This window comes from Ramlibacter monticola (assembly GCF_016722785.1).
Classification (GTDB): domain Bacteria; phylum Pseudomonadota; class Gammaproteobacteria; order Burkholderiales; family Burkholderiaceae_C; genus Ramlibacter; species Ramlibacter monticola.
The window spans coordinates 325,852-348,410 of sequence record NZ_JAEQNE010000003.1 but is presented as its reverse complement, the minus strand read 5'-3'; the positions used below and the strand labels follow the sequence as shown (position 1 = coordinate 348,410).

General features: G+C 67.4%; 25 protein-coding genes. 12 read left to right on the top strand and 13 right to left on the bottom strand.

Annotation, left to right across the window (positions count from 1 at the left end):
- The first annotated feature begins 151 nt into the window (after positions 1–151).
- The 5 genes from chvE to JJ685_RS15085 all read left to right on the top strand — a co-directional run bounded on the left by chvE (position 152) and on the right by JJ685_RS15085 (position 5,732).
- Positions 152–1,225 carry a multiple monosaccharide ABC transporter substrate-binding protein gene (gene chvE, locus JJ685_RS15105; protein ID WP_201675091.1) on the top strand — a complete coding sequence of 358 codons (1,074 nt, stop codon included), beginning with the start codon at positions 152–154 and terminating at the stop codon, positions 1,223–1,225.
- 67 nt (positions 1,226–1,292) lie between these two features.
- Positions 1,293–2,825 (top strand): multiple monosaccharide ABC transporter ATP-binding protein, encoded by a 1,533-nt coding sequence (gene mmsA, locus JJ685_RS15100; protein ID WP_201675090.1) that lies wholly within the window; start codon positions 1,293–1,295, stop codon positions 2,823–2,825.
- Positions 2,822–4,027, top strand: a complete 1,206-nt coding sequence (gene mmsB / locus JJ685_RS15095) for a multiple monosaccharide ABC transporter permease (RefSeq protein ID WP_201675089.1) — start codon at positions 2,822–2,824, stop codon at positions 4,025–4,027. Before mmsA ends, mmsB begins: the two co-directional genes overlap by 4 nt.
- An 8-nt stretch (positions 4,028–4,035) precedes the next feature.
- Positions 4,036–4,788, top strand: a complete 753-nt coding sequence (locus JJ685_RS15090) for a FadR/GntR family transcriptional regulator (protein ID WP_201675088.1) — start codon at positions 4,036–4,038, stop codon at positions 4,786–4,788.
- A gap of 77 nt (positions 4,789–4,865) precedes the next feature.
- Positions 4,866–5,732: an MBL fold metallo-hydrolase gene (locus JJ685_RS15085; protein ID WP_201675087.1), complete on the top strand. Its 867-nt coding sequence runs from the start codon at positions 4,866–4,868 to the stop codon at positions 5,730–5,732.
- Between the two features lie 28 nt (positions 5,733–5,760).
- Here the strand turns inward: JJ685_RS15085 and JJ685_RS15080 are convergent, their stop codons facing one another.
- On the bottom strand, positions 5,761–5,904 hold the full coding sequence (locus JJ685_RS15080) for a hypothetical protein (protein ID WP_201675086.1): 144 nt from the start codon (positions 5,902–5,904) through the stop codon (positions 5,761–5,763).
- Positions 5,905–6,414: 510 nt separating this feature from the next.
- Here JJ685_RS15080 and JJ685_RS15075 point away from each other — a divergent pair.
- Both JJ685_RS15075 and JJ685_RS15070 read left to right on the top strand, forming a co-directional pair.
- Positions 6,415–6,705: a hypothetical protein gene (locus JJ685_RS15075; RefSeq protein WP_201675085.1), complete on the top strand. Its 291-nt coding sequence runs from the start codon at positions 6,415–6,417 to the stop codon at positions 6,703–6,705.
- A gap of 242 nt (positions 6,706–6,947) precedes the next feature.
- Positions 6,948–7,301, top strand: a complete 354-nt coding sequence (locus JJ685_RS15070; protein WP_201675084.1) for a DUF1428 domain-containing protein — start codon at positions 6,948–6,950, stop codon at positions 7,299–7,301.
- Between the two features lie 61 nt (positions 7,302–7,362).
- On the opposite strand, the gene JJ685_RS15065 is transcribed toward JJ685_RS15070, so the two are convergent.
- From JJ685_RS15065 to JJ685_RS15055, 3 genes are all read right to left on the bottom strand, one after another.
- Positions 7,363–7,818, bottom strand: coding sequence for a carboxymuconolactone decarboxylase family protein (locus JJ685_RS15065; protein WP_201675083.1), 456 nt, complete (start codon positions 7,816–7,818; stop codon positions 7,363–7,365).
- A gap of 165 nt (positions 7,819–7,983) precedes the next feature.
- Positions 7,984–8,967 carry a tripartite tricarboxylate transporter substrate-binding protein gene (locus tag JJ685_RS15060; RefSeq protein WP_201675082.1) on the bottom strand — a complete coding sequence of 328 codons (984 nt, stop codon included), beginning with the start codon at positions 8,965–8,967 and terminating at the stop codon, positions 7,984–7,986.
- Between the two features lie 118 nt (positions 8,968–9,085).
- Complete coding sequence (locus JJ685_RS15055) at positions 9,086–10,066, bottom strand: LysR substrate-binding domain-containing protein (RefSeq protein WP_201675081.1); 981 nt, start codon at positions 10,064–10,066, stop codon at positions 9,086–9,088.
- 113 nt (positions 10,067–10,179) lie between these two features.
- On the opposite strand from JJ685_RS15055, the gene JJ685_RS15050 reads away from it, so the two are divergent.
- From JJ685_RS15050 to JJ685_RS15030, 5 genes are all read left to right on the top strand, one after another.
- Positions 10,180–10,728: a 4-hydroxylaminobenzoate lyase gene (locus tag JJ685_RS15050; RefSeq protein ID WP_201675080.1), complete on the top strand. Its 549-nt coding sequence runs from the start codon at positions 10,180–10,182 to the stop codon at positions 10,726–10,728.
- A gap of 3 nt (positions 10,729–10,731) precedes the next feature.
- The gene (locus JJ685_RS15045) at positions 10,732–11,457 is read left to right on the top strand and encodes a nitroreductase (protein WP_201675079.1); all 726 of its coding nucleotides are present in this window, start codon (positions 10,732–10,734) and stop codon (positions 11,455–11,457) included.
- Between the two features lie 34 nt (positions 11,458–11,491).
- Complete coding sequence (locus tag JJ685_RS15040; protein ID WP_201675078.1) at positions 11,492–12,136, top strand: HD domain-containing protein; 645 nt, start codon at positions 11,492–11,494, stop codon at positions 12,134–12,136.
- Positions 12,137–12,357: 221 nt separating this feature from the next.
- Positions 12,358–13,020, top strand: a complete 663-nt coding sequence (locus JJ685_RS15035; protein ID WP_201675077.1) for a CoA transferase subunit A — start codon at positions 12,358–12,360, stop codon at positions 13,018–13,020.
- Positions 13,013–13,663 carry a 3-oxoacid CoA-transferase subunit B gene (locus tag JJ685_RS15030; protein WP_201675076.1) on the top strand — a complete coding sequence of 217 codons (651 nt, stop codon included), beginning with the start codon at positions 13,013–13,015 and terminating at the stop codon, positions 13,661–13,663. Before JJ685_RS15035 ends, JJ685_RS15030 begins: the two co-directional genes overlap by 8 nt.
- A gap of 50 nt (positions 13,664–13,713) precedes the next feature.
- Here JJ685_RS15030 and JJ685_RS15025 read toward each other — a convergent pair whose 3' ends face one another.
- From JJ685_RS15025 to JJ685_RS14985, 9 genes are all read right to left on the bottom strand, one after another.
- Positions 13,714–14,613 carry an SDR family NAD(P)-dependent oxidoreductase gene (locus tag JJ685_RS15025; protein WP_201675075.1) on the bottom strand — a complete coding sequence of 300 codons (900 nt, stop codon included), beginning with the start codon at positions 14,611–14,613 and terminating at the stop codon, positions 13,714–13,716.
- A gap of 40 nt (positions 14,614–14,653) precedes the next feature.
- On the bottom strand, positions 14,654–15,592 hold the full coding sequence (locus JJ685_RS15020; RefSeq protein ID WP_201675074.1) for a BKACE family enzyme: 939 nt from the start codon (positions 15,590–15,592) through the stop codon (positions 14,654–14,656).
- 20 nt (positions 15,593–15,612) lie between these two features.
- Positions 15,613–16,332: an ABC transporter ATP-binding protein gene (locus JJ685_RS15015; RefSeq protein WP_201675073.1), complete on the bottom strand. Its 720-nt coding sequence runs from the start codon at positions 16,330–16,332 to the stop codon at positions 15,613–15,615.
- A complete protein-coding gene (locus tag JJ685_RS15010) occupies positions 16,329–17,087 on the bottom strand; it encodes an ABC transporter ATP-binding protein (protein ID WP_201675072.1) in 759 nt (252 codons plus the stop codon). The genes JJ685_RS15015 and JJ685_RS15010 overlap by 4 nt, the downstream gene beginning before the upstream one ends.
- Entirely contained in the window at positions 17,084–18,370 is a 1,287-nt protein-coding gene (locus JJ685_RS15005) for a branched-chain amino acid ABC transporter permease (protein WP_201675071.1), read from the bottom strand. The genes JJ685_RS15010 and JJ685_RS15005 overlap by 4 nt, the downstream gene beginning before the upstream one ends.
- A 10-nt stretch (positions 18,371–18,380) precedes the next feature.
- Positions 18,381–19,322 carry a branched-chain amino acid ABC transporter permease gene (locus JJ685_RS15000; RefSeq protein ID WP_201675070.1) on the bottom strand — a complete coding sequence of 314 codons (942 nt, stop codon included), beginning with the start codon at positions 19,320–19,322 and terminating at the stop codon, positions 18,381–18,383.
- A 51-nt stretch (positions 19,323–19,373) separates the two neighbouring features.
- Positions 19,374–20,618, bottom strand: a complete 1,245-nt coding sequence (locus JJ685_RS14995; protein ID WP_201675069.1) for a branched-chain amino acid ABC transporter substrate-binding protein — start codon at positions 20,616–20,618, stop codon at positions 19,374–19,376.
- Between the two features lie 47 nt (positions 20,619–20,665).
- On the bottom strand, positions 20,666–21,457 hold the full coding sequence (locus JJ685_RS14990; protein WP_201675068.1) for an SDR family oxidoreductase: 792 nt from the start codon (positions 21,455–21,457) through the stop codon (positions 20,666–20,668).
- Between the two features lie 153 nt (positions 21,458–21,610).
- The gene (locus JJ685_RS14985) at positions 21,611–22,543 is read right to left on the bottom strand and encodes a 3-hydroxyacyl-CoA dehydrogenase family protein (RefSeq protein WP_236599009.1); all 933 of its coding nucleotides are present in this window, start codon (positions 22,541–22,543) and stop codon (positions 21,611–21,613) included.
- Positions 22,544–22,559 lie beyond the last annotated feature (16 nt).

Below are 22,559 nucleotides of genomic sequence, written 5' to 3'. Positions count from 1 at the left end.
GTCAGACTTCATGGTGTCAACAAGCCAAATTCCTGCGGGTTTTTCCGGAGGGTTGCACCATTTCGTCTGACTATATTGGCGGCCTTCGCCCTCGAGGGCCACGCAGGAGCCGGCGCCCCAGGCCTTTCCCCCAGCCTCCAAGGAGCCAAGCATGCAACTCACGACACGACGCTTCCTCGCCGGCCTTGCCTGCGGCGCCGCCCTGCTGGGGCTCGCCCCGGGCGTCCTGGCACAAGGCAAGGGCCTGGTGGGCATCTCGATGCCGACCAAGTCGTCGGCGCGCTGGATCGACGACGGCAACAACATGGTCAAGGTGCTCAAGGAGCGCGGCTACCAGACCGACCTGCAGTACGCCGACGACGACATCCCCAACCAGCTGGCCCAGGTGGAGAACATGATCACCAAGGGGGCCAAGGTCCTGGTGATCGCCGCCATCGACGGCACCACCCTGTCCAAGGCGCTGCAGAGCGCGGCCGACAAGGGCATCAAGGTCATCGCCTACGACCGGCTGATCCGCGGCTCGAAGAACGTGGACTACTACGCCACTTTCGACAACTTCCAGGTCGGCGTGCTGCAGGCCGGCTCCATCGTCGACAAGCTGGGGCTGAAGCAGGGCAAGGGCCCGTTCAACATCGAGCTGTTCGGCGGCTCGCCCGACGACAACAACGCCTTCTTCTTCTACGACGGCGCGATGTCCGTGCTCAAGCCCTACATCGACGGCGGCAAGCTGGTGGTGCGCAGCAAGCAGATGGGCATGGACAAGGTCGGCACCCTGCGCTGGGACGGCGCCGTCGCCCAGGCGCGCATGGACAACCTGCTGTCGGCCTTCTACGGCAAGGAGAAGGTGCACGCCGTGCTGTCGCCGTACGACGGCTTGTCGATCGGCATCCTCTCGTCCCTCAAGGGCGTCGGCTACTGCACCGCGCAGCAGCCCTGCCCGGTGGTGAGCGGCCAGGACGCGGAGATCCCCTCGGTCAAGTCCATCCTGCGCAACGAGCAGTCGTCCACCGTGTTCAAGGACACGCGGGAGCTGGCCAGAGTGGCCGCCAACATGGTGGACGCCGTGCTGGCCGGCAAGCAGCCGGAGATCAACGACACCAGGACCTACAACAACGGCATCAAGGTCGTGCCTTCGTACCTGCTCAAGCCCGTGAGCGTGGACGCCAGCAACTGGAAGACCGTGCTGATCGGCAGCGGCTACTACAAGGAGTCGCAGGTCAAGTGAGTCAGCAAGCGCCGCACGGCCGCCCGAAGGCGCTCCACACCGGAATGCGCAGCATGGAGGTGTTCCTGTGACCCAACTGCTCGAGGTGCGGGGGATCACGAAGGCGTTCCCGGGGGTCGTCGCGCTCCGGAACGTCAGTCTTTCCGTGCGGGCCGGCGAGATCCATGCGGTCGTGGGCGAAAACGGCGCGGGCAAGTCCACCCTGATGAAGGTGCTCAGCGGGGTCTATCCGCACGGCAGCTACGAGGGGGAGATCCGGTTCGCGGGGGAGCCGCGTCAGTTCCGCGACATCCGCGCCAGCGAGGCCCAGGGGATCATCATCATCCACCAGGAGCTGGCGCTGGTGCCGCTGCTGTCCATCGCCGAGAACATCTTCCTGGGCAACGAGCCGGCGCGCGGCGGAGTCGTGGACCGCCACGCCGCCCACGTGCGCACCCGCGAGCTGCTGGCCAAGGTGGGCCTGCGCGAATCGCCCGCGACCCTGGTCGACGACCTCGGCGTGGGCAAGCAGCAGCTGGTGGAGATCGCCAAGGCGCTCTCGCGGGAGGTGAAGCTGCTGATCCTGGACGAACCGACCGCCAGCCTCAACGAGACCGACAGCGAAGCGCTGCTGGACCTGCTCCTGGGGCTCAAGGCCCAGGGCATCGCCTGCATCCTGATCTCGCACAAGCTCAACGAGGTCGAGCGCGTGGCGGACACGATCACGGTGCTGCGCGACGGCAGCGCGGTGCAGGCGCTGGATTGCCGCGCCCAGGCCGTGAGCCAGGAAGTGATCATCCGCAACATGGTGGGCCGCGAGATGGCCGAACGCTATCCGCCGCGGGATCCGCAGATCGGCGAGACGGTGTTCGAGCTGCGGAACTGGACGGTCCACCACCCGGTGCATTCCGGGCGCCAGGTCGTCAAAGGCGTGGACCTCCTGGCGCGGCGCGGCGAGATCGTCGGCATCGCCGGCCTGATGGGAGCGGGACGCACCGAGCTGGCCATGAGCGTGTTCGGCCGTTCCTGGGGACAGCGCATTTCCGGCCAGGTGCTGCTGCATGGCCGGGAGATCGACGTCTCCACCGTGGAGAAAGCCGTGCGCCACGGCATCGCGTACGTCACCGAGGACCGCAAGGGCTATGGCCTGCTGCTGGACGACAACGTTGCGCGCAACGTGTCCCTGGCCAACCTGCCGGCCGTGGCGCGCCGGGGCGTGGTCGACGAGGGTCGTGAGTTCGGCGTGGCCGAGGGCTTCCGCAAGCAGTTGCGCATCCGCTGCAGGGACGTGTTCCAGCCAGTGGGCCAGCTCTCCGGTGGCAACCAGCAGAAGGTGGTGCTGGGGAAGTGGCTGTTCACGCAGCCGGAGGTGCTGATCCTCGACGAGCCCACGCGGGGCATCGACGTCGGCGCCAAGTTCGAGATCTACACCCTGATGGCGCAGATGGCCGCCGAGGGCAAGTGCATCGTCATGGTTTCTTCCGAGATGCCCGAGCTGCTGGGCATGTGCGACCGCATCTACGTCATGAACGAGGGCCGCTTCGTCGCCGAATTCGGGCGTATGGAGGCGAGCCAGGAGGGCATCATGCGCGCCATCGTCAACGCGGGGCTCCTCCAATGAGCAGTCGAACCGCCGAAGTCGCGCCCCAAGAGGCGCGCACCGGCCGCGCGCTGGCCTTCCTGAAGGCCCACCTGCGCGAGTACGGCATGCTGCTGTCGCTGGTGGCCATCATGGCCTTCTTCCAGGTCATGACTGCCGGCACGCTGATGCAGCCGCTGAACCTGACCAACCTGGTCCTGCAGAACAGCTACATCGTGATCATGGCGCTGGGCATGCTGCTGGTGATCGTGGCCGGGCACATCGACCTTTCGGTCGGTTCGGTCTGCGGCTTCGTCGGCGCGCTCGCCGCGGTGCTGATGGTGGAGCACGAGATGCACTGGCTGCCCGCCACGCTGGTGTGCCTGGGCGCCGGGGCGGCGATCGGCGCGGCACAGGGCTGGTTCGTGGCCTACTGGCGCATCCCTTCCTTCATCGTCACGCTGGCCGGACTGCTGGTATTCAAGGGGCTCGCGCTGCTGATCCTGAAGGGGCAGTCGGTGGGGCCCTTCCCGCCGGAGTTCCAGCTGCTGTCCACCGGCTTCCTGCCGGACCCGCTGGGGGGCGCGTCGTACCGACTCAGCTCGCTGCTGCTCGGACTGGCGGCGGCCGGCGCGCTGGTGTTCTTCAGGCTGCGCGAACGCGCCCAGGCGGCGAAGCACGGCATGGAGGTGGAACCCCTGCCCTTCTTCCTCGCCAAGAACCTGGTGTTCGTGGCGCTGATCGTGCTGCTGTCGGTGCTGCTCTCGGCCTACAAGGGCCTGCCCAACGTGCTGCTGGTGATGGCGGTTCTGATCGTCTGCTACGACTTCATGGCGCTGCGCACGACGGTCGGCCGGCGCATCTATGCGCTGGGCGGCAACGAGAAGGCGGCGCGCCTCTCGGGCATCAAGACCGAACGCCTCGCCTTCCTCACCTTCGTCAACATGGGCCTGCTGGCCGCCCTGGCGGGCCTGGTCTTCGCGGCCCGCCTGAACACCGCCACGCCCAAGGCGGGCCTCGGCTTCGAGCTGGACGTGATCGCGGCCTGCTTCATCGGCGGCGCCTCGGCTTCCGGTGGCGTCGGCAAGGTGTTCGGCGCGGTGGTGGGCGCCTTCATCATGGGCGTGATGAACAACGGCATGTCCATCCTCGGCATCGGCATCGACTACCAGCAGGTGATCAAGGGCCTCGTGCTGCTGGCGGCCGTGTTCGTGGACGTGGCGAACCGCAAACGCTCCCTGTAGTCGCGCCCATGACCGTCGAACCCAGCCACCACAGTTCCAGCTACCGCAGGCCGCCGGAGCGCAAGAGCATGCACCCGCAGATCGTGCGCGACCTGGGGATGCGAATCGTGGCGGGCGAATTCGCGCCGGGCGGCCGGCTGCCCGCAGAGGCGGTGCTGCTGGCCGGCTACCAGGTGAGCCGCTCGGTGCTGCGCGAGGCGATCCGCGTGCTCGTGGCCAAGGGGCTGGTCGTCTCGCGCCAGCGCGCCGGCGTGATCGTGCGCCCGCGCAGCGACTGGCACTTGCTGGACCCCGATGTCCTGTACTGGCTGATCCAGTCGCAGCCCACCGGCGAGTTCGTCACGTCGCTGATGACCGTGCGCCGCATCTTCGAGCCGGCGGCCGCGGCGCTGGCGGCGCGCCTGGCGACCCAGGAGCAGCGCCAGGGCATCGCGGACGCGTACGCCGGGATGGAGGCAGCGCGCACGCCCGAGGAACTGCTGGAACCGGACCTCGCGTTCCACCGGCGCATCGCGGAGGCCACCGGCAACGATCTGCTCGCCTATATCGGCAACATGCTCTCGCTGGCCCTGCGCGAATCGATCCAGCTATCCAGCAAGTTGCCGAATACGCACGCGCTCTCGCTGCCGCGACACAAGGCGATCCTGACCGCCATCCTGCACGGCGATGCGCTGGCCGCGCGGCAGGCCACGCTGGTGCAACTGGAGGAGACGCGGGAGGACATCTCGAGAATCCTGGACTCGGACGTCCAGGCAGCTTGAGCCCCGTACTTCATTCCTGCCTGGGAGCTCGCTGCAGGCAATCGGCGCCCTCGCTGCGCCACAGGAGGTCAGCAGGAGTGAAGCGCATCCGCAATCCCGACTCGGCTCCCGGCGACTGGTACATCGACACGGAATGCATCGACTGCGGGGCGGCCTGCCATGTCGCACCGGGCCTGATCGTTGAACGCAACGGCAAGAGCGTTTTCGCGCGGCAACCCGCGACGCCTGAGGACCGGATCGCTGCCTGGCGCGCCGTGCTCGTCTGCCCTACCGCCTCGGTGCGCTGCGAAACAAGGCAGCCCCGCCCGGAAGGCAATGTCTTTCCTCAAGCGATCACCGAGAACGTTTGGCGCTGCGGGTTCAACGCGCGTTCGTCCTTCGGCGCGCACTCGTACTTCGTCACCCGCCCGGGCGGCAACCTCCTGATCGACTCCCCACGTTACGCAGGTGAGCTCGTCACGTGGATCGCGGATGCCGGAGGCCTCGCCCACATCCTGCTCTCGCATCAGGATGACGTCGCGGACGCCGGCAAGTATGCCGAGCGTTTCGGTGCGCGCGTCTGGATCCACCACCACGACCGGCATGCAGCCCCGTATGCAAGCGACCTGATCGAAGGCGAATCGGAACGGGGAATCGTGCCGGGCCTGATCGCGATTCCGGTGCCAGGGCATACGCGCGGCAGCGTCGCCTACCTCTTCGAGGATCGCGTCCTCTTCTCGGGCGACTCGCTTGCCTGGAACATGCGCGCGCAGGACCTCGTCGCATTTCGGGACGCATGCTGGTACTCGTGGAGCACGCTCACCGCGTCGCTCGCCAAGCTCGCCTCCCACCGTTTCGAATGGCTTCTCCCCGGCCATGGCTGGCCGGGGCATCGCGAGGCAGCCGAGATGAAGGCGCGGCTGCAGGCGCTCGTCGCAAGGATGAACGGCCAGTTGCCGCCGTGAACCGCATCGTGCCCCGGACGGCAATCGATCATCCCTTGTTCTTCACCTTGCCTTTCGGAAGCACCGTCGTGACGGGCGGTGCCGGCCGGTCGGACGTGCCCTCCTTCGGAGGAGAATTGTCCTTCTTGGGCTTCTTGACCATCTTGTTGCTGCGTTGTTCGCCTTTAGGCATGTTGGCTCCTTCGGATCATGGAATGTAGCAAGGTCCGTCCAGGACGCAACCGCGTCGAATGGCCGGCACTGGTGGCGGATACAAGCGGACATGGCTCCCACATTCACTAGTGGCCTCCGACCAGCCTCGGACCTGGGTGCTGTGGCGGGCTCGTTCGGGCAACGCCGGCTGGCCAGGGTGCTTTTGTCGCCTCGACTCACGTCGCCCCGGCATCGGGTTCCGCGGCGACGGCCTCTTCTGCAGCACGCGCGGCCGTTGTTCATCACGTGCGCGCAGCATCCGTCATCTGTTCGATCAAGATGCTCGAAATGATCTGTTCCCGCGTGGGCGTCGTGATGTACGCGTCCACGGGTTCGAGTGAGTGCCCCGTGATCGTCGCCGTGCTGGGCAGCATGGCGCGCCTCGCGTACAAGATTTAACGTTGACGCAAGTCAAGGCGAGCGGCCAAACGCGTTGACGCCTCAGCCTGTGTCCACATATTTTCAGGTTCCACCTTAGGGGACCGAAGCCATGAAAGCCATCACCAGCGCAATCGCCGCCGGTTTGCTCCTCATATCCACGGCGCAGGCGGCCAATGTCTACAAGTTCACGTTCACAGACGTCGAATATCCTGACGCAACATTCGGTACTGTTCGAGCAGGCGTCAAGGTCGTGAAGCGGTCCACCGTCACTGTGTGCGACTATTTCGGCCCGAGCGATCAATACTTGGGCCAGTATCAAAATACGGACAATGCATCCACCGATGCGCCTGTCGTGGAAGCCTACTGTCTTGCTCGTTTTCCGAGCCGCGTCGTTCGTTAGTCATTCGTCGCCCTATCGCGGGCACCGGCGCGGGCGTAGCGGCGTACGGGGCGCCGGCTCCTCGCGCAGCCAGGCGAGAAGTTGTGTGTCCAAGCGCGCTGGTGCGATCTGTTTTAGTTGACTGCTGCTCTTGGCCCGGGAGCAGGCCTCTGCAGGGTGTGAGCTCCACGGTCCGTTCCTGAGGTTGACAGCGTCGCGTGCACTTCTGCACCATGGGGTTTCCCTTATCGCAGGAGAACGCCGTGGCTTACGTCGATGGATTCGTACTGGCTGTTCCGACCGCCAACAAGGATGCGTATCGCGCGTCCGCGGCCAAGGCCTGGGTACTGTTCAAGGAGTTCGGCGCCACGCGCCATGTGGAGTGCTGGGGAAACGATGTGCCGGACGGAAAGTTGACCGACTTCAAACGCTCGGTGCAGGCGAAGGACGACGAGGCCGTCGTGTTCTCATGGATCGAATATCCATCCAAGGAGGTCCGCGACGAGGTTTACCGGCGGATGAAGGACGACCCTCGGATGAAGGAGATGGACATGCCGTTCGACGGCAGGCGGATGATCTTCGGAGGGTTCCAACCCATCTTCGATGAGAGGGCGTGAAGTCCCCCCAAGGGGCGCTCGATGAGCATGGATGCGCCTCGCGCACCCATGCGCTTCGCGTCTATTTCGCTTTCACGCCTTCGGGCGTGCTGCGGAAGCTGATCGCCATGCGGTTATAGCTGTTCATCAGGCCGATGGCGAGGGTGAGGTCCACCAGTTCGCGCTCCTCGAACACGTCTCGCGCCGCGTCGAAGTCGGCGTCGGGCACCGCGGTATCGGCCACGCGAGTCACGGACTCCGCCCACGCCAGGGCCGCCTGCTCACGCACATCGAACAGGTCGCCGGCCTCGCGCCAGGCCTGCAGCATCGTCAGTTTCTCGACCGGAACGCCCTTCTTCAGCAGGTCTCGGGTATGCATGTCGAGGCAGTAGGCGCAGTTGTTGATCTGCGAAACCCGCAGGTAGACGAGGTCCACCAGGACGGATGGCAAGGTGCTCTGCGCGACGTAGCCGTACACGGTGCCGAGCGCCTTCATGCCGGCCGGGGCGAGCTGGTTGTAGTCGAGGCGTTGGCTCATCGCCTTTTCTCCTTTGTTTCGGGATCGGGTGCGGGTGCGGTCAGTGGGGTGTCGCCGGTGTCCACGACGAACACCGCCACGGGCTTCGCCGGAGGAATGCCGACCTGGCGTGCAGGTGAGAGGGCGAGGCGGCTCCCGGTGGATAGTCCACGACACCGAACACAATCACTCCTCGGACCGGAAGCCGGAGGCGCGCACGATCGGCGCCCAGGCCTCGCGTTCGCGCTGCAACTGCCTGGCGTACTCGTCCGGCGCGAGTGCCACCGTTTCCAGACCCGCCTGCTCGAAGGCGGCACGCAACGCGGTGTCCTTGCTCGCAGCCGCGATCGCCCGGTACAACGCCTGCACGGTGGCTTCAGGCGTGCCTGGAGGCGCAAAGATGCCGTAGTTCTCGACACCACGGATCTTGGCAAAGCCCTGCTCGATGAAGGTGGGTACCTTCGGCAGGAACGGCGAACGGCGCTCCCGGGAGACAGCCAGGATCCGGACCTTTCCCTGCTGCAGGTAGGGCAGGAAGTCGGCGACGAACCCGAGGTAGGCCGGAATCTGCCCGCCGATCAGGTCCTGCATCGCCGGCGCAGAGCCGCGGTACCCGATGTGCTGCAGCTTCAAGCCTGCAGCATCGGAAAGCTGGTAGCCCAGGAAGTGTGCGAACGATCCGGCCGCCGGCGACGCATAGGTGGCCGAACCCGGAGAACGCCGCACCCACTCGACGTATGACTTCACGTCCACGACGCTGGGAGGGGCGGCATTGCTGACAGCGAATGCGCAGGTTGCCGCAACCACCGGCGAGACCGGCAGCAGGTCCGTTCCGGCGTCATACATGAGCCGGGAGTAGACATGCGGGTAGATGGTGAGAGCGGACGCATGCGTGCACAGGAGCGCGGTGCCGTCCGGCCGCTCGCGTTTGAGCTGACTGTTCGCGATTCGGCCCGCCGCCCCGGTGCGGTTGTCGACGATGTACATGCGCCCCTGTTTGCGCCACGCCTCCGCCAGCTGGCGCGCCGTCGTGTCCAGGGTGCCTCCGGCGGGGTATCCCACCAGCATCTTCCCGACGCCAGCAGTCTGGGACAGAGAAGGCGACAGCCGGCTCACCGCCGTCAGAGCCAGGGCAAACCGCCCAAACGCGCGACGATTCATTGCGTTCATTCCGCACCTCAAGCAAGAAGGATCGAAGTGGCGGAATGATGGTCGACCGTGCGGCTCAAGAGAACTGAAGTCTTTGCAAGCTCACGATGCAGCGGATTCACTTCACGGGCTGAACTGGCTACCCAAGCGCTTCCTGCGCCGCTCGCGCCTTCTTGGCCACCATCTCGCGCAACCAGGAGTGGCCCACGTCGTGCTCGTCCCTGCGATGCCAGACTGCGCGAATCGTGGACTTCTCGGCCCGGTAGGGCGGCTCGCGTCGCAGAAGATCACTGCTCTTGACGAGCGCCACTGCGAGTGAGGCGGGCACGATCGACAGCATGTCGGTTTCGCGCAGCAGTTCCGGTATCGCCAGCGAATGCGGCACAGTGATGCGCCCGCGCGGCCTTTCCTGTTCTCTCTGGAGCGCCTCTTCCAGCGCCTGCCGATCGAACATCTCCGATTGCCGGGCCAGCCCACGCTCCAGGATGAAGCCGCTGACCGCGCCCTCTTCCTGGCCGCCGACGGAGACCGTCAGCAATGGGTACTTCGCCATGTCGCGCACCGAGAGCTTGCGGCGCGCCGCGGGGTGCCCGCGTCGCATCAGGATCGCTTCTCCCTGGGACATCAGCGTGCGCGAATTCAGCCGCGAGGGCACTTGCGCGAAGATTCCGATCGCCAGGTCGATCCGCCCGAGGTCGATCTGCTCGGCCAGGTCGAGCCGCGTGGACGGCCGGATCACCAGGTCGACGCCGGGGGCGGCCTGCTGCAGCTCGCGCGAGAGCGGCGCAATGAGGACCGCGGTGAGGTGATCGTTGGCGGCGATCACGAAACGACGGGTCGACTGCTCCGGCGCGAACCGCTCGCCGCCCAGCGTTGCCTCGATGCGGCGCAGGGAGTCGCGCAGCGCCGGCGCCATGGCCGCGGCTCGCCCGGTCGGCACCATGCCCTTGCCGGTTCGCATGAAGAGCTCGTCGCCCACCAACTCCCGGAGCCTGCCGAGGGCGTGGCTCACCGCCGACTGCGTGAGATTGAGCCGCTTGCCCGCGAGGACCAGGTTGCGCTCCTCGTAGACGGCGTCGAAGACCTTGAGCAGGTTGAGGTCCGTGCGCCCGATACTCATGTTCGCTCTCCTGCAATGAACGCCATGCATTATGGGCGTGCAAAAGCATCAGTTCCCTTCATACGGCCCGTCGACCATGATTGCCTCCAGCAAACACCGCTGGAGCGCAGAACATGACCACCGAGATCGCAATCCATGCACGCGAGGCGCTGATCGAGCGCTCGATTCCCTTCCTCGAGGAAGTGAAGAACATGACGACAGGCACAGAGGTCGAGCGCTGGCTCAACGAAAACTACGGCCCCACCAGTGAGCTCTACCGAACTCTCGCGGGCCTGGTGAAAATGGGAGTGCAGGACGGCTGGGCAGCCAACCTCGAGATCGATGGCCCCACCTATCGGCGCAGCCGCATTGCGGAACCGTCGGAGCGCACCCTGCACTTCAGCATCACCGCGGTGTACATGGACAGCAACGGCAACCACCAGGGCCATGCGGACCATCGCCTCCGTGGGCAATACCACGGCCATCCGTATGGCGAATTCAACCTGGTCGTTCCGGTCACCCCCGGAGCCGCCTTGAACGGCCCGAGCGGATGGTGCTACGGAGGGTGGACCGCGCCTGCCCCTGGCAGCCACCACTACCCGGAAGCAAAGGGCGGCGCCGTGATCGCGCTGTTCTACCTGCCCTCGGGGCGGATCAGTTATCACGCTGCGCCACAGGAGTAGACGATGGACAATTCCGTGCGTGATTGGGCCCAGCAGGCCATCGCCCAGTGCGTCTCCACCGTCATGCGCTCGCGTCACGCGGTGCGTGCATTCAAGCAGCAGGCAGTGGATCGCAAGTTGGTGGAGGCCATCCTGGCGGACGCCTCGACGGCGCCGAGTGGCGCGAACATCCAGCCTTGGCGCGTTTACGTCGTCGCGGGACGGGTGAAGGATGAACTCGGTGACGCGCTGCTGGCGGCCTCACGGGCGGGGACCATGCCGGCCCCGGCACATTTCCCCGATCCGCTGCCCGACGTGTTTCGCGCGCGGTTGCAGGACTTCGGCGCGCGCTACTACGCGTCCCTGGAGATCGACCGGGCCGACACCGCTGCGCGCGCGCGTCAATCCGAGCGCAATCTCCACTTCTTCGGTGCGCCAGTGGGCCTCATCTTCGCTATCGACCGCCGGCTGAAGCCGCACAGCTGGATCGACCTGGGCATGTTCGTGCAGAACGTCATGATTGCCGCGAAAGCGCGGGGCCTCGACACGTGTCCTCAGGTCTCGTTCGCCCCTTTTCATTCCGTGATCGCGGAGTACCTGCAGTTCCAGCCCGACGAGGTGACCGTCCTTGCCATGTCCCTAGGCTATGGCGATCCGGAGGCTCCGGTGAACCAGCCTGCGATGCCGCGCGAGCGTGTGAGTGACTTCGCGCGGATCGTCGGCTTTCCCGAAGCGCCCTCCGTGCCGTGACATTCACCGCCGTCCCACTCACAGGGAAATAATCATGACCCCCAAGGAAGTCTCCGGCATCCGCCTCCCGGACAGCCAGCTCGCGCGCGAGGTCACGCAGCTGGTGCGCGACACCGAGAGCGAGCTGCTCTATCACCATTCGCTTCGCTGCTATTGCTGGGGCTGCCTCGCCGGCCGTCGCACGGAACTGAAGTACGACCCCGAACTGCTCTACGCGGCGTCCATGTTCCACGACATCGGGCTTACCCCTCGCTACGAGAGCAGTCACCTTCGCTTCGAGGTGGATGGCGCGAACGCGGCGCGGGACTTCCTGCGCAGCCACGGCATTTCCGAATCGGACATCGAGACGGTGTGGAACGCCGTGGCGCTTCACACGACGCCTGGCATTCCGCAGTTCATGCGCCCGGAGATCGCGCTGGTCCAGGCCGGCGCAGGGATGGACGTCGCCGGGCGCGGTTACGACCAGTACACCGAAGCCGAACGCCAGGCGGTGCTCGCCGCGTTCCCGCGGGAGCCGAACTTCAAGAGCAGCATCATCGATGCGTTCTACCAGGGCATGAAGCACCGCCCGGACAGCACCTTCGGCACCTTCAATGACGACTTCCTCGCCTGCAAGGACCCGCATTTCCGTCGGGTGGACATGTGCGCGGTGATCCATGCATCGAAGTGGCACGGATGATCCTGCCGTTCGAATGCTGAGCTTCCTGCGCAGGAGTGGCAGGCGCACCACACGGCAGGTCCCCTGACTGCCCGCCCTCACGCCGAGGTGCGCCCGTGTTGTCGCAGGTCAGTAGCAAGTCTGCCGCTTTGCGCAGACTCGAGGTGGATCGATGCCGCGCACGGAGCCCTGCATGCATCGCGCCGCAGGGACGCGCCGGCTCGCAAGAGGGGGAACAGATCTTGACGAAAAGCATTCGAGTCGCCGAGGCGGTCGCCGCGATCCCGGACGGCGCCGTGATCATGATCGGCGGGTTCATGGGTGTCGGCTCGCCACACCGCCTCATCGGCGAACTGGCGCGCCAGGGCAAGCGTGATCTCACCATCATCGCCAACGACACGGCCCGTCCGGGCGTGGGCATCGGCAAGCTCATCGACGCGCACCTGGTGCGCAAGGTGATCGTGAGCCACATCGGGACCAATCCCGAAACGCAGGCGCAGCTGATCGCGGGCAGGCTCGAAGCCGAACTGGTTCCGCAGGGCACCCTGGCCGAACGCGTGCGTGCCGGCGGCTGGGGCCTGGGCGCCGTGGTCACGCCCACGGGCGTGGGGACGCTGGTGGCGCAAGGCAAGCGCACCATCGAGATCGACGGCAAGGTCTTCCTCCTCGAACTGCCGCTGCGCGCGGACTTCGCGCTGGTCAACGCACGCCAGGCGGACCACATCGGAAACCTCACGTACGCGCTCACGGCGCGCAACTTCAACCCCCTGATCGCGATGGCCGCCGACGTGGTGCTCGCCGAGGCCCAGGAAATCGTGCCGGTGGGCGTGATTCCGCCGGACGACGTGATGACGCCCTCCGTCATCGTGACGCACATCATCGCGAAGGAGTCCGCCCATGGATGACAAGCTTCTCATCGCCTCGCGCGTGGCCAGGGAACTGCGCCCCGGCACCCTCGTGAACCTCGGGATCGGCCTGCCGACGCTGGTGGCCGGCCTCGTTTCCCGCGATGCCCAGATCTTCTTCCAGAGCGAGAACGGCATCATCGGCATGCAGTCGATGCCGGAGCACGGCCTCGAGGATGACGACCTCACCGACGCCGGCGGACGCCCGATCGGCGCGCTGCCGGGCGCGGCCACCTTCGACAGCACCTTCTCCTTCGGCCTGATCCGGGGCGGCCACCTCGACGTGACGGTGCTGGGCGGCCTGCAGGTGGATCGCAACGGTCGGCTGGCCAACTGGATGGTGCCCGGCCGGATGGTCCCCGGAATGGGCGGCGCGATGGATCTCGTCACGGGTGCGCGCCGCGTGATCGTGGCGATGACCCACACCGCGAAGGGCGAGTTCAAGATCGTGGACCAGTGCACGCTGCCGCTGACCTCGGTGCGTTGCGTGGACCTCGTCGTGACGGAGCTGGCCGTGCTCAAGCCCACGTCCGACGGCATGGTGCTGCAGGAACTGGCCCCGGGCGTCACCGCGGAGCAGGTGCAGGCCGCCACCGGCACCCGCCTGATCGTGATGGGGGACGTGCCGCACTTCGGCGGCTGATCCAGGGCCCGGCGCGCGCCAGTCGCGCGAGCCGGGCCACGCAGGTCCGCTCAGGTGGCGTCAGCCACCAGCCCGGCTTTCGCGAGCTCCAGCTGGTACTGCTCCCAGCCGGAGCCGGGCACGACCTCGCCCGTGCGGGCGCGGATCTCGTCGAGGCGCGCGCGCACGCGGGCCGCGGCATCTTCGGCGCCGCCGACGAACACGCCCTGCGTCATGGTCACGTGCGCCGATTCGAAGCTGCCCGCACCGGCGAGCAGGATCATGCGCGTGGGCGCCTCGTCTCCCACCAGCGCGACCAGTCCCGGGCTCACCTTCTCCGGTGCCAGGCCCGCCATGGCCTGTGCGGGCAGGATGCCTTCGGTCATGCCGGTGGCGGCGCTGGGGGCCAGGCAGTTGACGCGGATGTCGTACTTGAGTCCTTCCAGCGCCAGCGTCTGCATCAGGCCCACCAGGGCCATCTTGGCCGCTGCGTAGTTCGCCTGGCCGAAGTTGCCGTAGAGGCCCGAGGACGACGTCGTCATCACGATGCGGCCATGGTTGCGCGCGCGCATGCCGTCCCACACGGCCATGGTGCAATGGACAGCCCCCATCAGGTGCACGTCCAGCACCAGCCGGAAGTCGTCGAGCGACATCTTCGCGAACGACTTGTCGCGCAGGATGCCGGCATTGTTGACGAGGATGTCCACGCGCCCCCAGGTGTCCACGGCGCGGTCGACCATGGCCTGCACCGCCGCCGCGTCGCGCACGTCGGCGCCATCGAGCATTGCCTCGCCGCCCTCGCGCAGGATCTCGTCCACCACCGCACGCGCCGGCGCGCCGTCGGCGTCACCCCGCAGGTCGTTGACGACGACGCGCGCGCCATGCCGGGCGAGTTCCAGCGCGTGCGCGCGTCCCAACCCGATGCCTGCTCCGGTGACGATCGCCACCTTGTCCTGCAAGTACTTTCCCAACTTCTCTTCCTCCGGTGAGTCGGCCCTCCAGGGGCCGGGTTCAGAACGCGACCTGGTCGGCGCCCTTGAGGGCCAGCATCGCCCGCGCCTCGTCGGGCGTGGCGATCTCCAGCGACAGCTCCTCCAGGATGCGGCGGATCTTGCGCACCTGCTCGGCGCAGGACTTGGCCAACTGGCCCTTGCCGAGGTAGAGGCTGTCCTCCAGTCCGACGCGCACGTTGGCCCCGAGCACCGCGCCCATCGTGAGCAGCGACATCTGGTGGCGCCCGGCGCCGAGCAGCGAGAAGCGGTAGCCATCGCCGAACAGCCGATCGGCGGTGGACTTCATGAACATCAGGTTCTCCGGGTCGGGGCCGATGCCGCCGAGGATGCCGAAGATGCCCTGGATGAACAGCGGCCCGCGGACCAGCCCCTCATCCAGGAAGTGCGCCAGCGTGTAGAGGTGGCCGACGTCGTAGCACTCGAACTCGAAGCGCGTGCCGCACTCGTCGCCCAGCATCTTCAGGATGCCCTTGATGTCGCGGAAGGTGTTGCGGAAGATGAGGTCTTCCATGCCTTCGACGTAGGGCTTCTCCCAGTCGTGGCGCCACTCCTTGATCTTGCGCGCCGCCGGGTGGATGGAGAAGTTCATCGAGCCCATGTTCAGCGAGCACATCTCCGGCTTCAGCTTCAGCGGATAGGCGAGGCGCTCCTCCAGGGTCATGCGCGTGCTGCCGCCGGTGGTGATGTTGATGACCGCATCGGTGGCCGCCCGGATGCGCGGCACGAACTGGTCGAACACCTTCGGGTCCGCCGAGGGGCGTCCGTCCGCGGGATCGCGGGCGTGCAGGTGCAGGATGGCCGCACCCGCCTCGGCCGCCTCGATCGCCTGCTCCGCAATCTGCTGCGGCGTCAGCGGCAGGTAGGGCGACATCGCCGGGGTGTGCACCGACCCGGTGACGGCACATGAAATGATGACCTTGTCCTGTACTCTTGCCATGACGGCACCTCCTGTAAGGCTCAGACCGCGAGCCACTCGGCCAGCAACTTGTCGTCGGACGCCAGCTGCTGCGGCGTCCCCTCGAACACGATCTGCCCGTGGCCCATCACGCACACGCGCGTGGAGACCTTGAGGGCGATCGCGAGCTTCTGTTCCACCAGCACCACCGACACGCCGCGCCGGTGCATGTCCCGGATGCATTCGCCGACGGCGGCCACGATCTTGGGCGCGAGGCCCTCCGTGGGCTCGTCGATCAGGATGACCCTCGGGTTGCCCAGCAGCGAGCGGCAGATGGTCAGCATCTGCTGTTCACCGCCCGACAGGCTGCCGGCCTTCGTGTTCCGGCGCTCCCTCAGGCGCGGGAAGTAGGCGAACATGTCCTCCACGCTCCAGCGCGTCGCTCCTTCCGACGGGCGCTGCTCGCCCATGCGCAGGTTCTCGTCGACGCTCAGGTTGGCGAACACCTCGCGCTCCTCGGGCACGTAGGCGAAGCCGGCGCGGCAGACCGCGTAGGGGCGCGCGCCGGTGATGTCGCGCTCGCCCATGCGGATGCGTCCGCCGGTGGGCGCGAGCAGGCCCATGATGGCCTTGAGCGTGGTCGAACGGCCGGAACCGTTGCGCCCCAGCAGGCTGACCACTTCGTTGCGCCCCACGGAGAAGCTCACCCCGTGCAGGATGTGGCTCTTGCCATAGTGCGCATGCACCTGGTCGAGCGCGAGCAGCGGCATCGCGGCGTTCATGCCGACACCTCCTCGCCGAGATAGGCTTCCTTCACCGCGGGATTGGCGCGGATCTCCTGTGGCGTGCCGGTGGCGATCACCTGGCCGTACACCAGGACGCTGATGCGGTCGCTCAAGGCGAACACCACCTGCATGTCGTGCTCCACGATCAGCAGCGCACGCCCTTGCGTCACGGTGCGGATCAGGTCGGACGTGTACGCCGTCTCCTCGTTGGACATGCCGGCCATCGGCTCGTCCAGCAGGATCACCTTCGGGTCGGATGCCAGGGTCATCGCGATCTCGAGCGAGCGCTGCTCCGAATACGACATCTCGCCGGCCAGCGTGGAGGCGCGGTGCTGCAGGCGCACCTGCTCCAGCAGGCGTTCGGTCTCGCGCCGGATCGTCGCGTCGCGACCGATGCGCTTCCAGAGGCAGAACTGCAGGCCGCGCGGGCGCATGACCGCCAGGCGCAGGTTCTCGAAGACCGTCAGCCCGGGGAAGATGTTGGTGATCTGGAACGAACGCGCCAGCCCCAGGCGGTTGATGGCCTGCGGACCCTTGCCCTCGATGCGGCGGCCGGCCAGCGCGATCTCGCCGGCGCTGGGCGTGTAGTGGCCCGAGACCAGGTGGAAGACCGTGGACTTGCCGGCGCCGTTGGGGCCGATCAGCGCATGGCGCTCCTGCGGTCGCAGGTCGAGGTCGACGCCGCGGATGATCTCCGTCGCGCCGAAGGCCTTGCGCACGCCGCGCAGGGTCAGGATGGCATCGGTGTTCATGCCGCGCTCCCCGGGGTTTGAACCAACGGCACCGGCGACTGCCCCTCGGCTTCATCCTCGGCTTGCGCCGGGTGCAGCCCGCGGCGCGCGGCGACCAAGAGGGCGCCGCCGCAGGCCAGCAGCCCCGCCGGCACCAGCCAGGTGACGGCGGCGGTGGGCAGCCACGGGCGGCCGAACAGCGGGATCGGCGGCCAGGGCGCGGCCGGGTTCGCAGCTGCCAGGGCTCGATAGTCCTGCGAGAACATGCGCTGCAGCAGTTCGACCGCGAAGGCGGTGCCCCCCGCCAGCAGGGCGGCCGCCGCAATGCACGCGAGCAGCACCGGCACGAAGCGCGCCAGGCCCAGGCGCCGGCTCTCCCGCGCGGCCAGGCCGAACAGCCCCGCGAGGCCGTCGGGCATGAACATCATCACCAGCACGAACAGGATGCCCTGATAGAGCAGCCAGGACTGCGTGAGGTCCGAAATCGCGTAGCCGAAGAACGTCATCAACGAGGCGCCGAGCGCCGGCCCCAGGAATACCTTGACGCCGCCGATGTAGGTGTTCAGGACGACGGACGCGGACAGGCTGGCGTCGAACACCACGTAGTTGGCCGCCTCGTTGTTGATCACCTGCAAGCCCCCCGCGATGCCCGAGAACATCGCCGAGATCGAGAACACCATCACGCTCAGGCCGTGCACGTGGTAGCCGAGGAAGCGCAGCCGGTGGCTGTTCTCCCGCAGGCCCAGGGCCAGCCGGCCGGCCGGCGTCACCGTGTAGAAGTACAGCAGCGCGAGCGAGGCCAGCACCCAGGCGAGCGTGAGGTAGTAGACCTGCGTCGTCGAGCCGAAGGTGAGACCCATCGAGGGCAGCCGCATCGCGGAGACGCCCGCCTCGCCGCCGAACAGGCCCTTGAGGTGCGGCGCCAGCGCGTGCAGCAGTTCCGCGATGGCCAGCGTGATCATCGCGAAGTAGGTGCCGGTGCGCTTGGTGGCGAACCAGCCGGCGACGGCACCGATCGCCAGTCCGCCGAGCGCGCCGGCCAAGGGCAGCAGCGGCGTCGGCAGCAAACCCGTGCCGCCCAGCGCGTTCATCGCGTGCACGGTGGCGAAGGCGCCGATGCCGAAGTAGGCGGCGTGGCCGAAGGACAGCATGCCGGCCTGGCCGCACAGCACGTTGTAGGCGCTGGCGAACAGCGCGGCGATCAGCATCTGGATCGCGGCGTTCACCAGGCCCTGCGACAGCAGCACCGGCACACCGGCCAGCAGCGCGACGGCGATGGCGACGCCGACGAGAGTGGAGTTCATGCGCATGGCGTCAGGCCTTTTCACCGAGCAGGCCGCTGGGGCGTACCAGCAGGATCAGCAGCATCAGGGCGAAGGGCAGCGTGGCCGCGAGGCTGGACACCTTCAGGGTGAACAGCCCGCCGATGCCTTCGGCCCAGGCCCGTGCCCCGACCAGCGCCAGCGCATCGGCCAGCGTCGCGTCGACGGCGACGGCGAGCGAGGTGATCAGCCCGATCAACAGCGACGCGAGCATCGCGCCTTCCAGCGAGCCGAGCCCGCCGACCACCACCACCACGAACACCATCACGCCCAGTTCCAGCGCCATGTTGGGATTGGTCGTGTAGAACGCGCCGGCGACCGCGCCGGCCAGTCCGGCCAGCCCCGCACCGACGCCGAACACGCCCATGAAGACCAGCGGCACGTTGTGCCCCAGCGCTTCGGCCATGCGGGGTCGATAGATCGCCGAACGCACGACGATGCCGACCCGCGTGCGCGTGAGCAGCAGGTAGATCAGGACGAACATCGCCACCGCGACACCGCCCATCAGCAGCCGGTAGGCCGGATAGTCGGAACTTCCGAGCTGGAAGGCAGCGAAGTCCAGCGAGGCGGGGATGCGGTAGTTGACGGGGAAGTTGCCGAAGAACAGCTTGACCAGCTCGGCGATGATGAACGACAGGCCGAAGGTCAGCAGCAGTTCATGCGCGTGCCCGTAGCGGTGCACCCGGCGCAGGAAGAAGCGTTCGACCACGGTGCCGACCAGGCCCACCAGCAGCGGCGAGAGAGCCAGAGCGCCCCAGAAGCCCAGCACGCCCTGCAGCGCGAAGGCGAAGTAGGCGCCCAGCATGTAGAACGAAGCATGGGCGAAGTTCAGCACGCCCATCATCCCGAAGATGAGCGTCAGGCCGGCCGAGACCATGAACAGCACCAGGCCGTAGATGATCCCGTTCAGCAGCGATACGAGGAGAGTGTCCATGGGCGTGGGTGCGCGGGCGGGCCGCGTGGGCCCGCCCGCTGCGCTCTGGGTTCAGGAGGGGCGCTGCATCTTGCAGCTGGCCTGCACCGGGGCGGCGGCTTCCGCGCCCGAGAACATCTTCACCGGCTTGAAGCCCATGTCGGTGTCGTCGGCCTTGTACTTCGCATCCTTCGCCACGGTGGACACCACCATCGGCAGCAGCGCCTGGTGATCGGCCGCGCGCATGCTCATCTCGCCCATCGGCGTCTTGATCTTCGCGGTCTCGATCGCCTTGGCCAGCGCGTTCACGTTCAGCTTGCCGCCTTCGGGCTTCACGCGCTTGAGGCCGTCGGCGACCATGGCCAGGCCGAACACGGTCTGCGGCTCGATGAAGATCGGCGCGTGACCGGCCTTGGCCTTGTAGTCGGCCACGAAGCGCTCGCCGTCGGCGCCGGCGGCCTCCGCATTGAAGGCATGGACGATGTAGTGGCCGAGCGTGAGCTCGCCGCCGTTGGCGATGTTGCCCGGCTGGTCGAGGAACACGGTCCCGAAGCGCGCCTTCAGGCCCGCCGCCTTGGTGGCCTTCATCAGCAGCAGCAGGTCGTTGGACCAGTTGCCGGTGATCACGGTGTCGGCCTTGGCGGCGCCGATCTTGGCCACGTAGGGGGCGAAGTCCTGGATCTTGTTGGTGTCGTGCAGCGTCTTCTCGACCACCTGGTAGCCGCCCAGCGTTGCCGTGTCGACGATGGCCTGCTCCATGTCCTGGCCCCAGGAGTAGTTCTGGTTGATCGCGTACACGCGAGCGCCCAGGGCATTGGACTGCTTCATGGCCAGCACCAGCGCCTTGGTGCGCACCGGGGCGTTGCCGCTGAAGCGGAAGTGGTGGAAGTGGCACTTCTCGCCGGTGAGCTCCTGCGCCTCGGCGCCGACGTTCACGTAGATCATTTCCTTGCCGGGGTTGCGCAGGTTGTGCTTGCGGACGTCCTCGGTGATCTGCCCGCCCACCGCGGAGGAGGCGCCCTGCACCACGATGTGCACACCGTCGGCGATGGCTGCCTTCAGCTTGTCGGCCGCGCCGGCGGGCCCGCCCTGGTTGTCGTACTCCACCAGCTGCACCGGCTGCCCGTTCCAGCCGCCCTCCGCGTTCATCCGCTCGACCGCGTAGCGCGCGGCCGCGCGGTACATCTGGCCCGAGGCGGCCTGCGGCCCCGACAGCGTCTCGATCACGCCGATCTTGACGGGGTCGGCGCAGGCGGTCCCCGCGGCCATGCAGGCGGCGGCGACGGCGGAAAGGGAGAGAAGGCGGAAGGCGTGCATCAAGGTCTCCTTTGGAAGAATGGGGAACAGCCGGCGTGGGGCGCCGGTCAGAGGTATTCGACGTTGGCGTCGACGCTGATCGCCTGGCCGCTGACGTTGCGCGCGGCAGGCGAGCAGAGGAACAGCGTCATGGCGGCGACGTCCGCCGCCGTGACCATCCGGCGCAGCGAGATCTTGCGCAGGTACTCCTCGCGCATTTCCTCCGGGGTGACGCCGGTCGCTGCGGCGCGCGCGGCGATGACCGCGTTCATGCGGTCGCCCTCCACCGCGCCCGGCAGGATGGCGTTGACGCGCACGCCCTGCGGACCGAGCTCGATGGCCAGCGACTTCATGAGGCCGACCACCGCCCACTTGGTGGACGCATAGGGGGTGCGGTAGGCATAGCCCAGGCGGCCGGCCACGGAGCTCATCGCCACGATGCAGGGGTCGGACTGCGAAGCCTTCAGCAGCGGCACGGCGCGCCGCGCGAACAGGAACTGGCTGTTCAGGTTGACGGCCACCGTGCGCTCCCACTGGCCGGCGTCCATGCTCTCGATGCCGCTCGTGGGCCCGGCGATGCCGGCGTTGTTCACCAGCACGTCGAGGCCGCCCAGCGTGCCGCGCACGTCGTCGAACACGAGGTCGACGTCGCGCTCGCTGGAGGCGTCGGCCGTGCTGATCGTGATGTCGGGGTTTTCGGTGGCCAGGCGGTCCAGCGCCACGCGATCGATGTCGCACACGTGCACGCGGGCGCCGGCTTCGCAGAATCCACGGGCGATGGCGGCGCCGATGCCGCTGGCGCCTGCGGTGACGAGCACTTTCAGGCCCGGAATCGGCCTGAGCGAATCGAGGATGTTCATGGAGTAGGACTGTCTCGCAGCCCCGTGTCCGTTCCTATGTGCTGGCGCAACACATGGTGTCGGCTCGCTATGTGTGCGGCGCACTGCGCGCCGGGTCCGCGCAACTTCCCGATGCCGGTGGGAGCTTCCGGCCCGGGTCGCGGCGGCCGGCGCCTAGCGGCCGGCGGCCCGCGATTCGAGCATCCGGATCAGGTGGGTCGCGAGTGCGCGCCTCACTTCGTCCGCGGCGGCAGGCGTCCACGGCCGCAGGCCCTGGCCGGAACGCATCCCGCCGTGCCCTTGCGCGATCAGCCGGTCCAGCAGCGGCGACGGCGCCTTGTCCTCGTGCAGGTCCGGGAACAGCACGCGGTGCACGTCGCGCGTCAGTTCCAGGCCGACCAGGTCCGCGTTCTCCATCGGCCCCAGCACGGGCATGCGCAGGCCGAAGCTGTTCTTGACGACGGTGTCGATCGCCTCGGCATCGCACACCCCGCCGGCGACGAGCGCGATGGCCTCGCGCCACAGCGCATGCTGGAGCCGGTTCCCGATGAACCCGGTGACGTCGCGGTGGACCTTCACCGGTGCCTTGCCGACCGCTGCCAGCCAGGCAAAGGTCTGCTCGAAGACGTCCATCCGCGTGTATTCGCTGCGGACCACCTCGACCAGCGGGATCAGGTGCGGCGGGTTCCACCAGTGGGTCCCGACCAGCCGGCCGCGCGCGTCCGCGTCTAGCGGCTCCCCGATACGGGTGATCGGGATCACCGAGGTATTGCTGGCCAGCACCGCATGCGAGGGCGCGGCCGCCGCGACTTCGGTGAAGATCCGGTGCTTCAGCTCCAGCTTCTCCGGTGCGGCCTCGATGACCAGGTCCGCGCCGGAGACGGCCTTGCGGAGATCCGGCTGCGTCGAGAGGTTGCAGACCACCCCCGCGGCGTCCACGCCTTCGGCCCGCAGGTTCTGTTCGACGCGCGGAATCGCCTGCGCCAGGACATCTGGGGCCGGGTCGGTCAGCACCACCCGGTGGCCGGCCCGCGCGAAGACCTGGCCGATGCCGTGGCCCATGAGGCCCGCACCGACGATGGCAACCGACAGTCTCCCGTTCATCATCTGGCGCTCCTGCCCT

Excerpts from the sequence above, each read along its gene's own strand:
- chvE (WP_201675091.1), top strand. The coding sequence starts at position 152 with ATGCAACTCACGACACGACGCTTCCTCGCCGGCCTTGCCTGCGGCGCC.
- mmsB (WP_201675089.1), top strand. The coding sequence starts at position 2,822 with ATGAGCAGTCGAACCGCCGAAGTCGCGCCCCAAGAGGCGCGCACCGGC.
- JJ685_RS15090 (WP_201675088.1), top strand. The coding sequence starts at position 4,036 with ATGACCGTCGAACCCAGCCACCACAGTTCCAGCTACCGCAGGCCGCCG.
- JJ685_RS15080 (WP_201675086.1), bottom strand. The coding sequence starts at position 5,904 with ATGCCTAAAGGCGAACAACGCAGCAACAAGATGGTCAAGAAGCCCAAG.
- JJ685_RS15075 (WP_201675085.1), top strand. The coding sequence starts at position 6,415 with ATGAAAGCCATCACCAGCGCAATCGCCGCCGGTTTGCTCCTCATATCC.
- JJ685_RS15065 (WP_201675083.1), bottom strand. The coding sequence starts at position 7,818 with ATGAGCCAACGCCTCGACTACAACCAGCTCGCCCCGGCCGGCATGAAG.
- JJ685_RS15060 (WP_201675082.1), bottom strand. The coding sequence starts at position 8,967 with ATGAACGCAATGAATCGTCGCGCGTTTGGGCGGTTTGCCCTGGCTCTG.
- JJ685_RS15055 (WP_201675081.1), bottom strand. The coding sequence starts at position 10,066 with ATGAGTATCGGGCGCACGGACCTCAACCTGCTCAAGGTCTTCGACGCC.
- JJ685_RS15050 (WP_201675080.1), top strand. The coding sequence starts at position 10,180 with ATGACCACCGAGATCGCAATCCATGCACGCGAGGCGCTGATCGAGCGC.
- JJ685_RS15045 (WP_201675079.1), top strand. The coding sequence starts at position 10,732 with ATGGACAATTCCGTGCGTGATTGGGCCCAGCAGGCCATCGCCCAGTGC.
- JJ685_RS15040 (WP_201675078.1), top strand. The coding sequence starts at position 11,492 with ATGACCCCCAAGGAAGTCTCCGGCATCCGCCTCCCGGACAGCCAGCTC.
- JJ685_RS15030 (WP_201675076.1), top strand. The coding sequence starts at position 13,013 with ATGGATGACAAGCTTCTCATCGCCTCGCGCGTGGCCAGGGAACTGCGC.
- JJ685_RS15020 (WP_201675074.1), bottom strand. The coding sequence starts at position 15,592 with ATGGCAAGAGTACAGGACAAGGTCATCATTTCATGTGCCGTCACCGGG.
- JJ685_RS15015 (WP_201675073.1), bottom strand. The coding sequence starts at position 16,332 with ATGAACGCCGCGATGCCGCTGCTCGCGCTCGACCAGGTGCATGCGCAC.
- JJ685_RS15010 (WP_201675072.1), bottom strand. The coding sequence starts at position 17,087 with ATGAACACCGATGCCATCCTGACCCTGCGCGGCGTGCGCAAGGCCTTC.
- JJ685_RS15005 (WP_201675071.1), bottom strand. The coding sequence starts at position 18,370 with ATGAACTCCACTCTCGTCGGCGTCGCCATCGCCGTCGCGCTGCTGGCC.
- JJ685_RS15000 (WP_201675070.1), bottom strand. The coding sequence starts at position 19,322 with ATGGACACTCTCCTCGTATCGCTGCTGAACGGGATCATCTACGGCCTG.
- JJ685_RS14995 (WP_201675069.1), bottom strand. The coding sequence starts at position 20,618 with ATGCACGCCTTCCGCCTTCTCTCCCTTTCCGCCGTCGCCGCCGCCTGC.
- JJ685_RS14990 (WP_201675068.1), bottom strand. The coding sequence starts at position 21,457 with ATGAACATCCTCGATTCGCTCAGGCCGATTCCGGGCCTGAAAGTGCTC.
- JJ685_RS14985 (WP_236599009.1), bottom strand. The coding sequence starts at position 22,543 with ATGATGAACGGGAGACTGTCGGTTGCCATCGTCGGTGCGGGCCTCATG.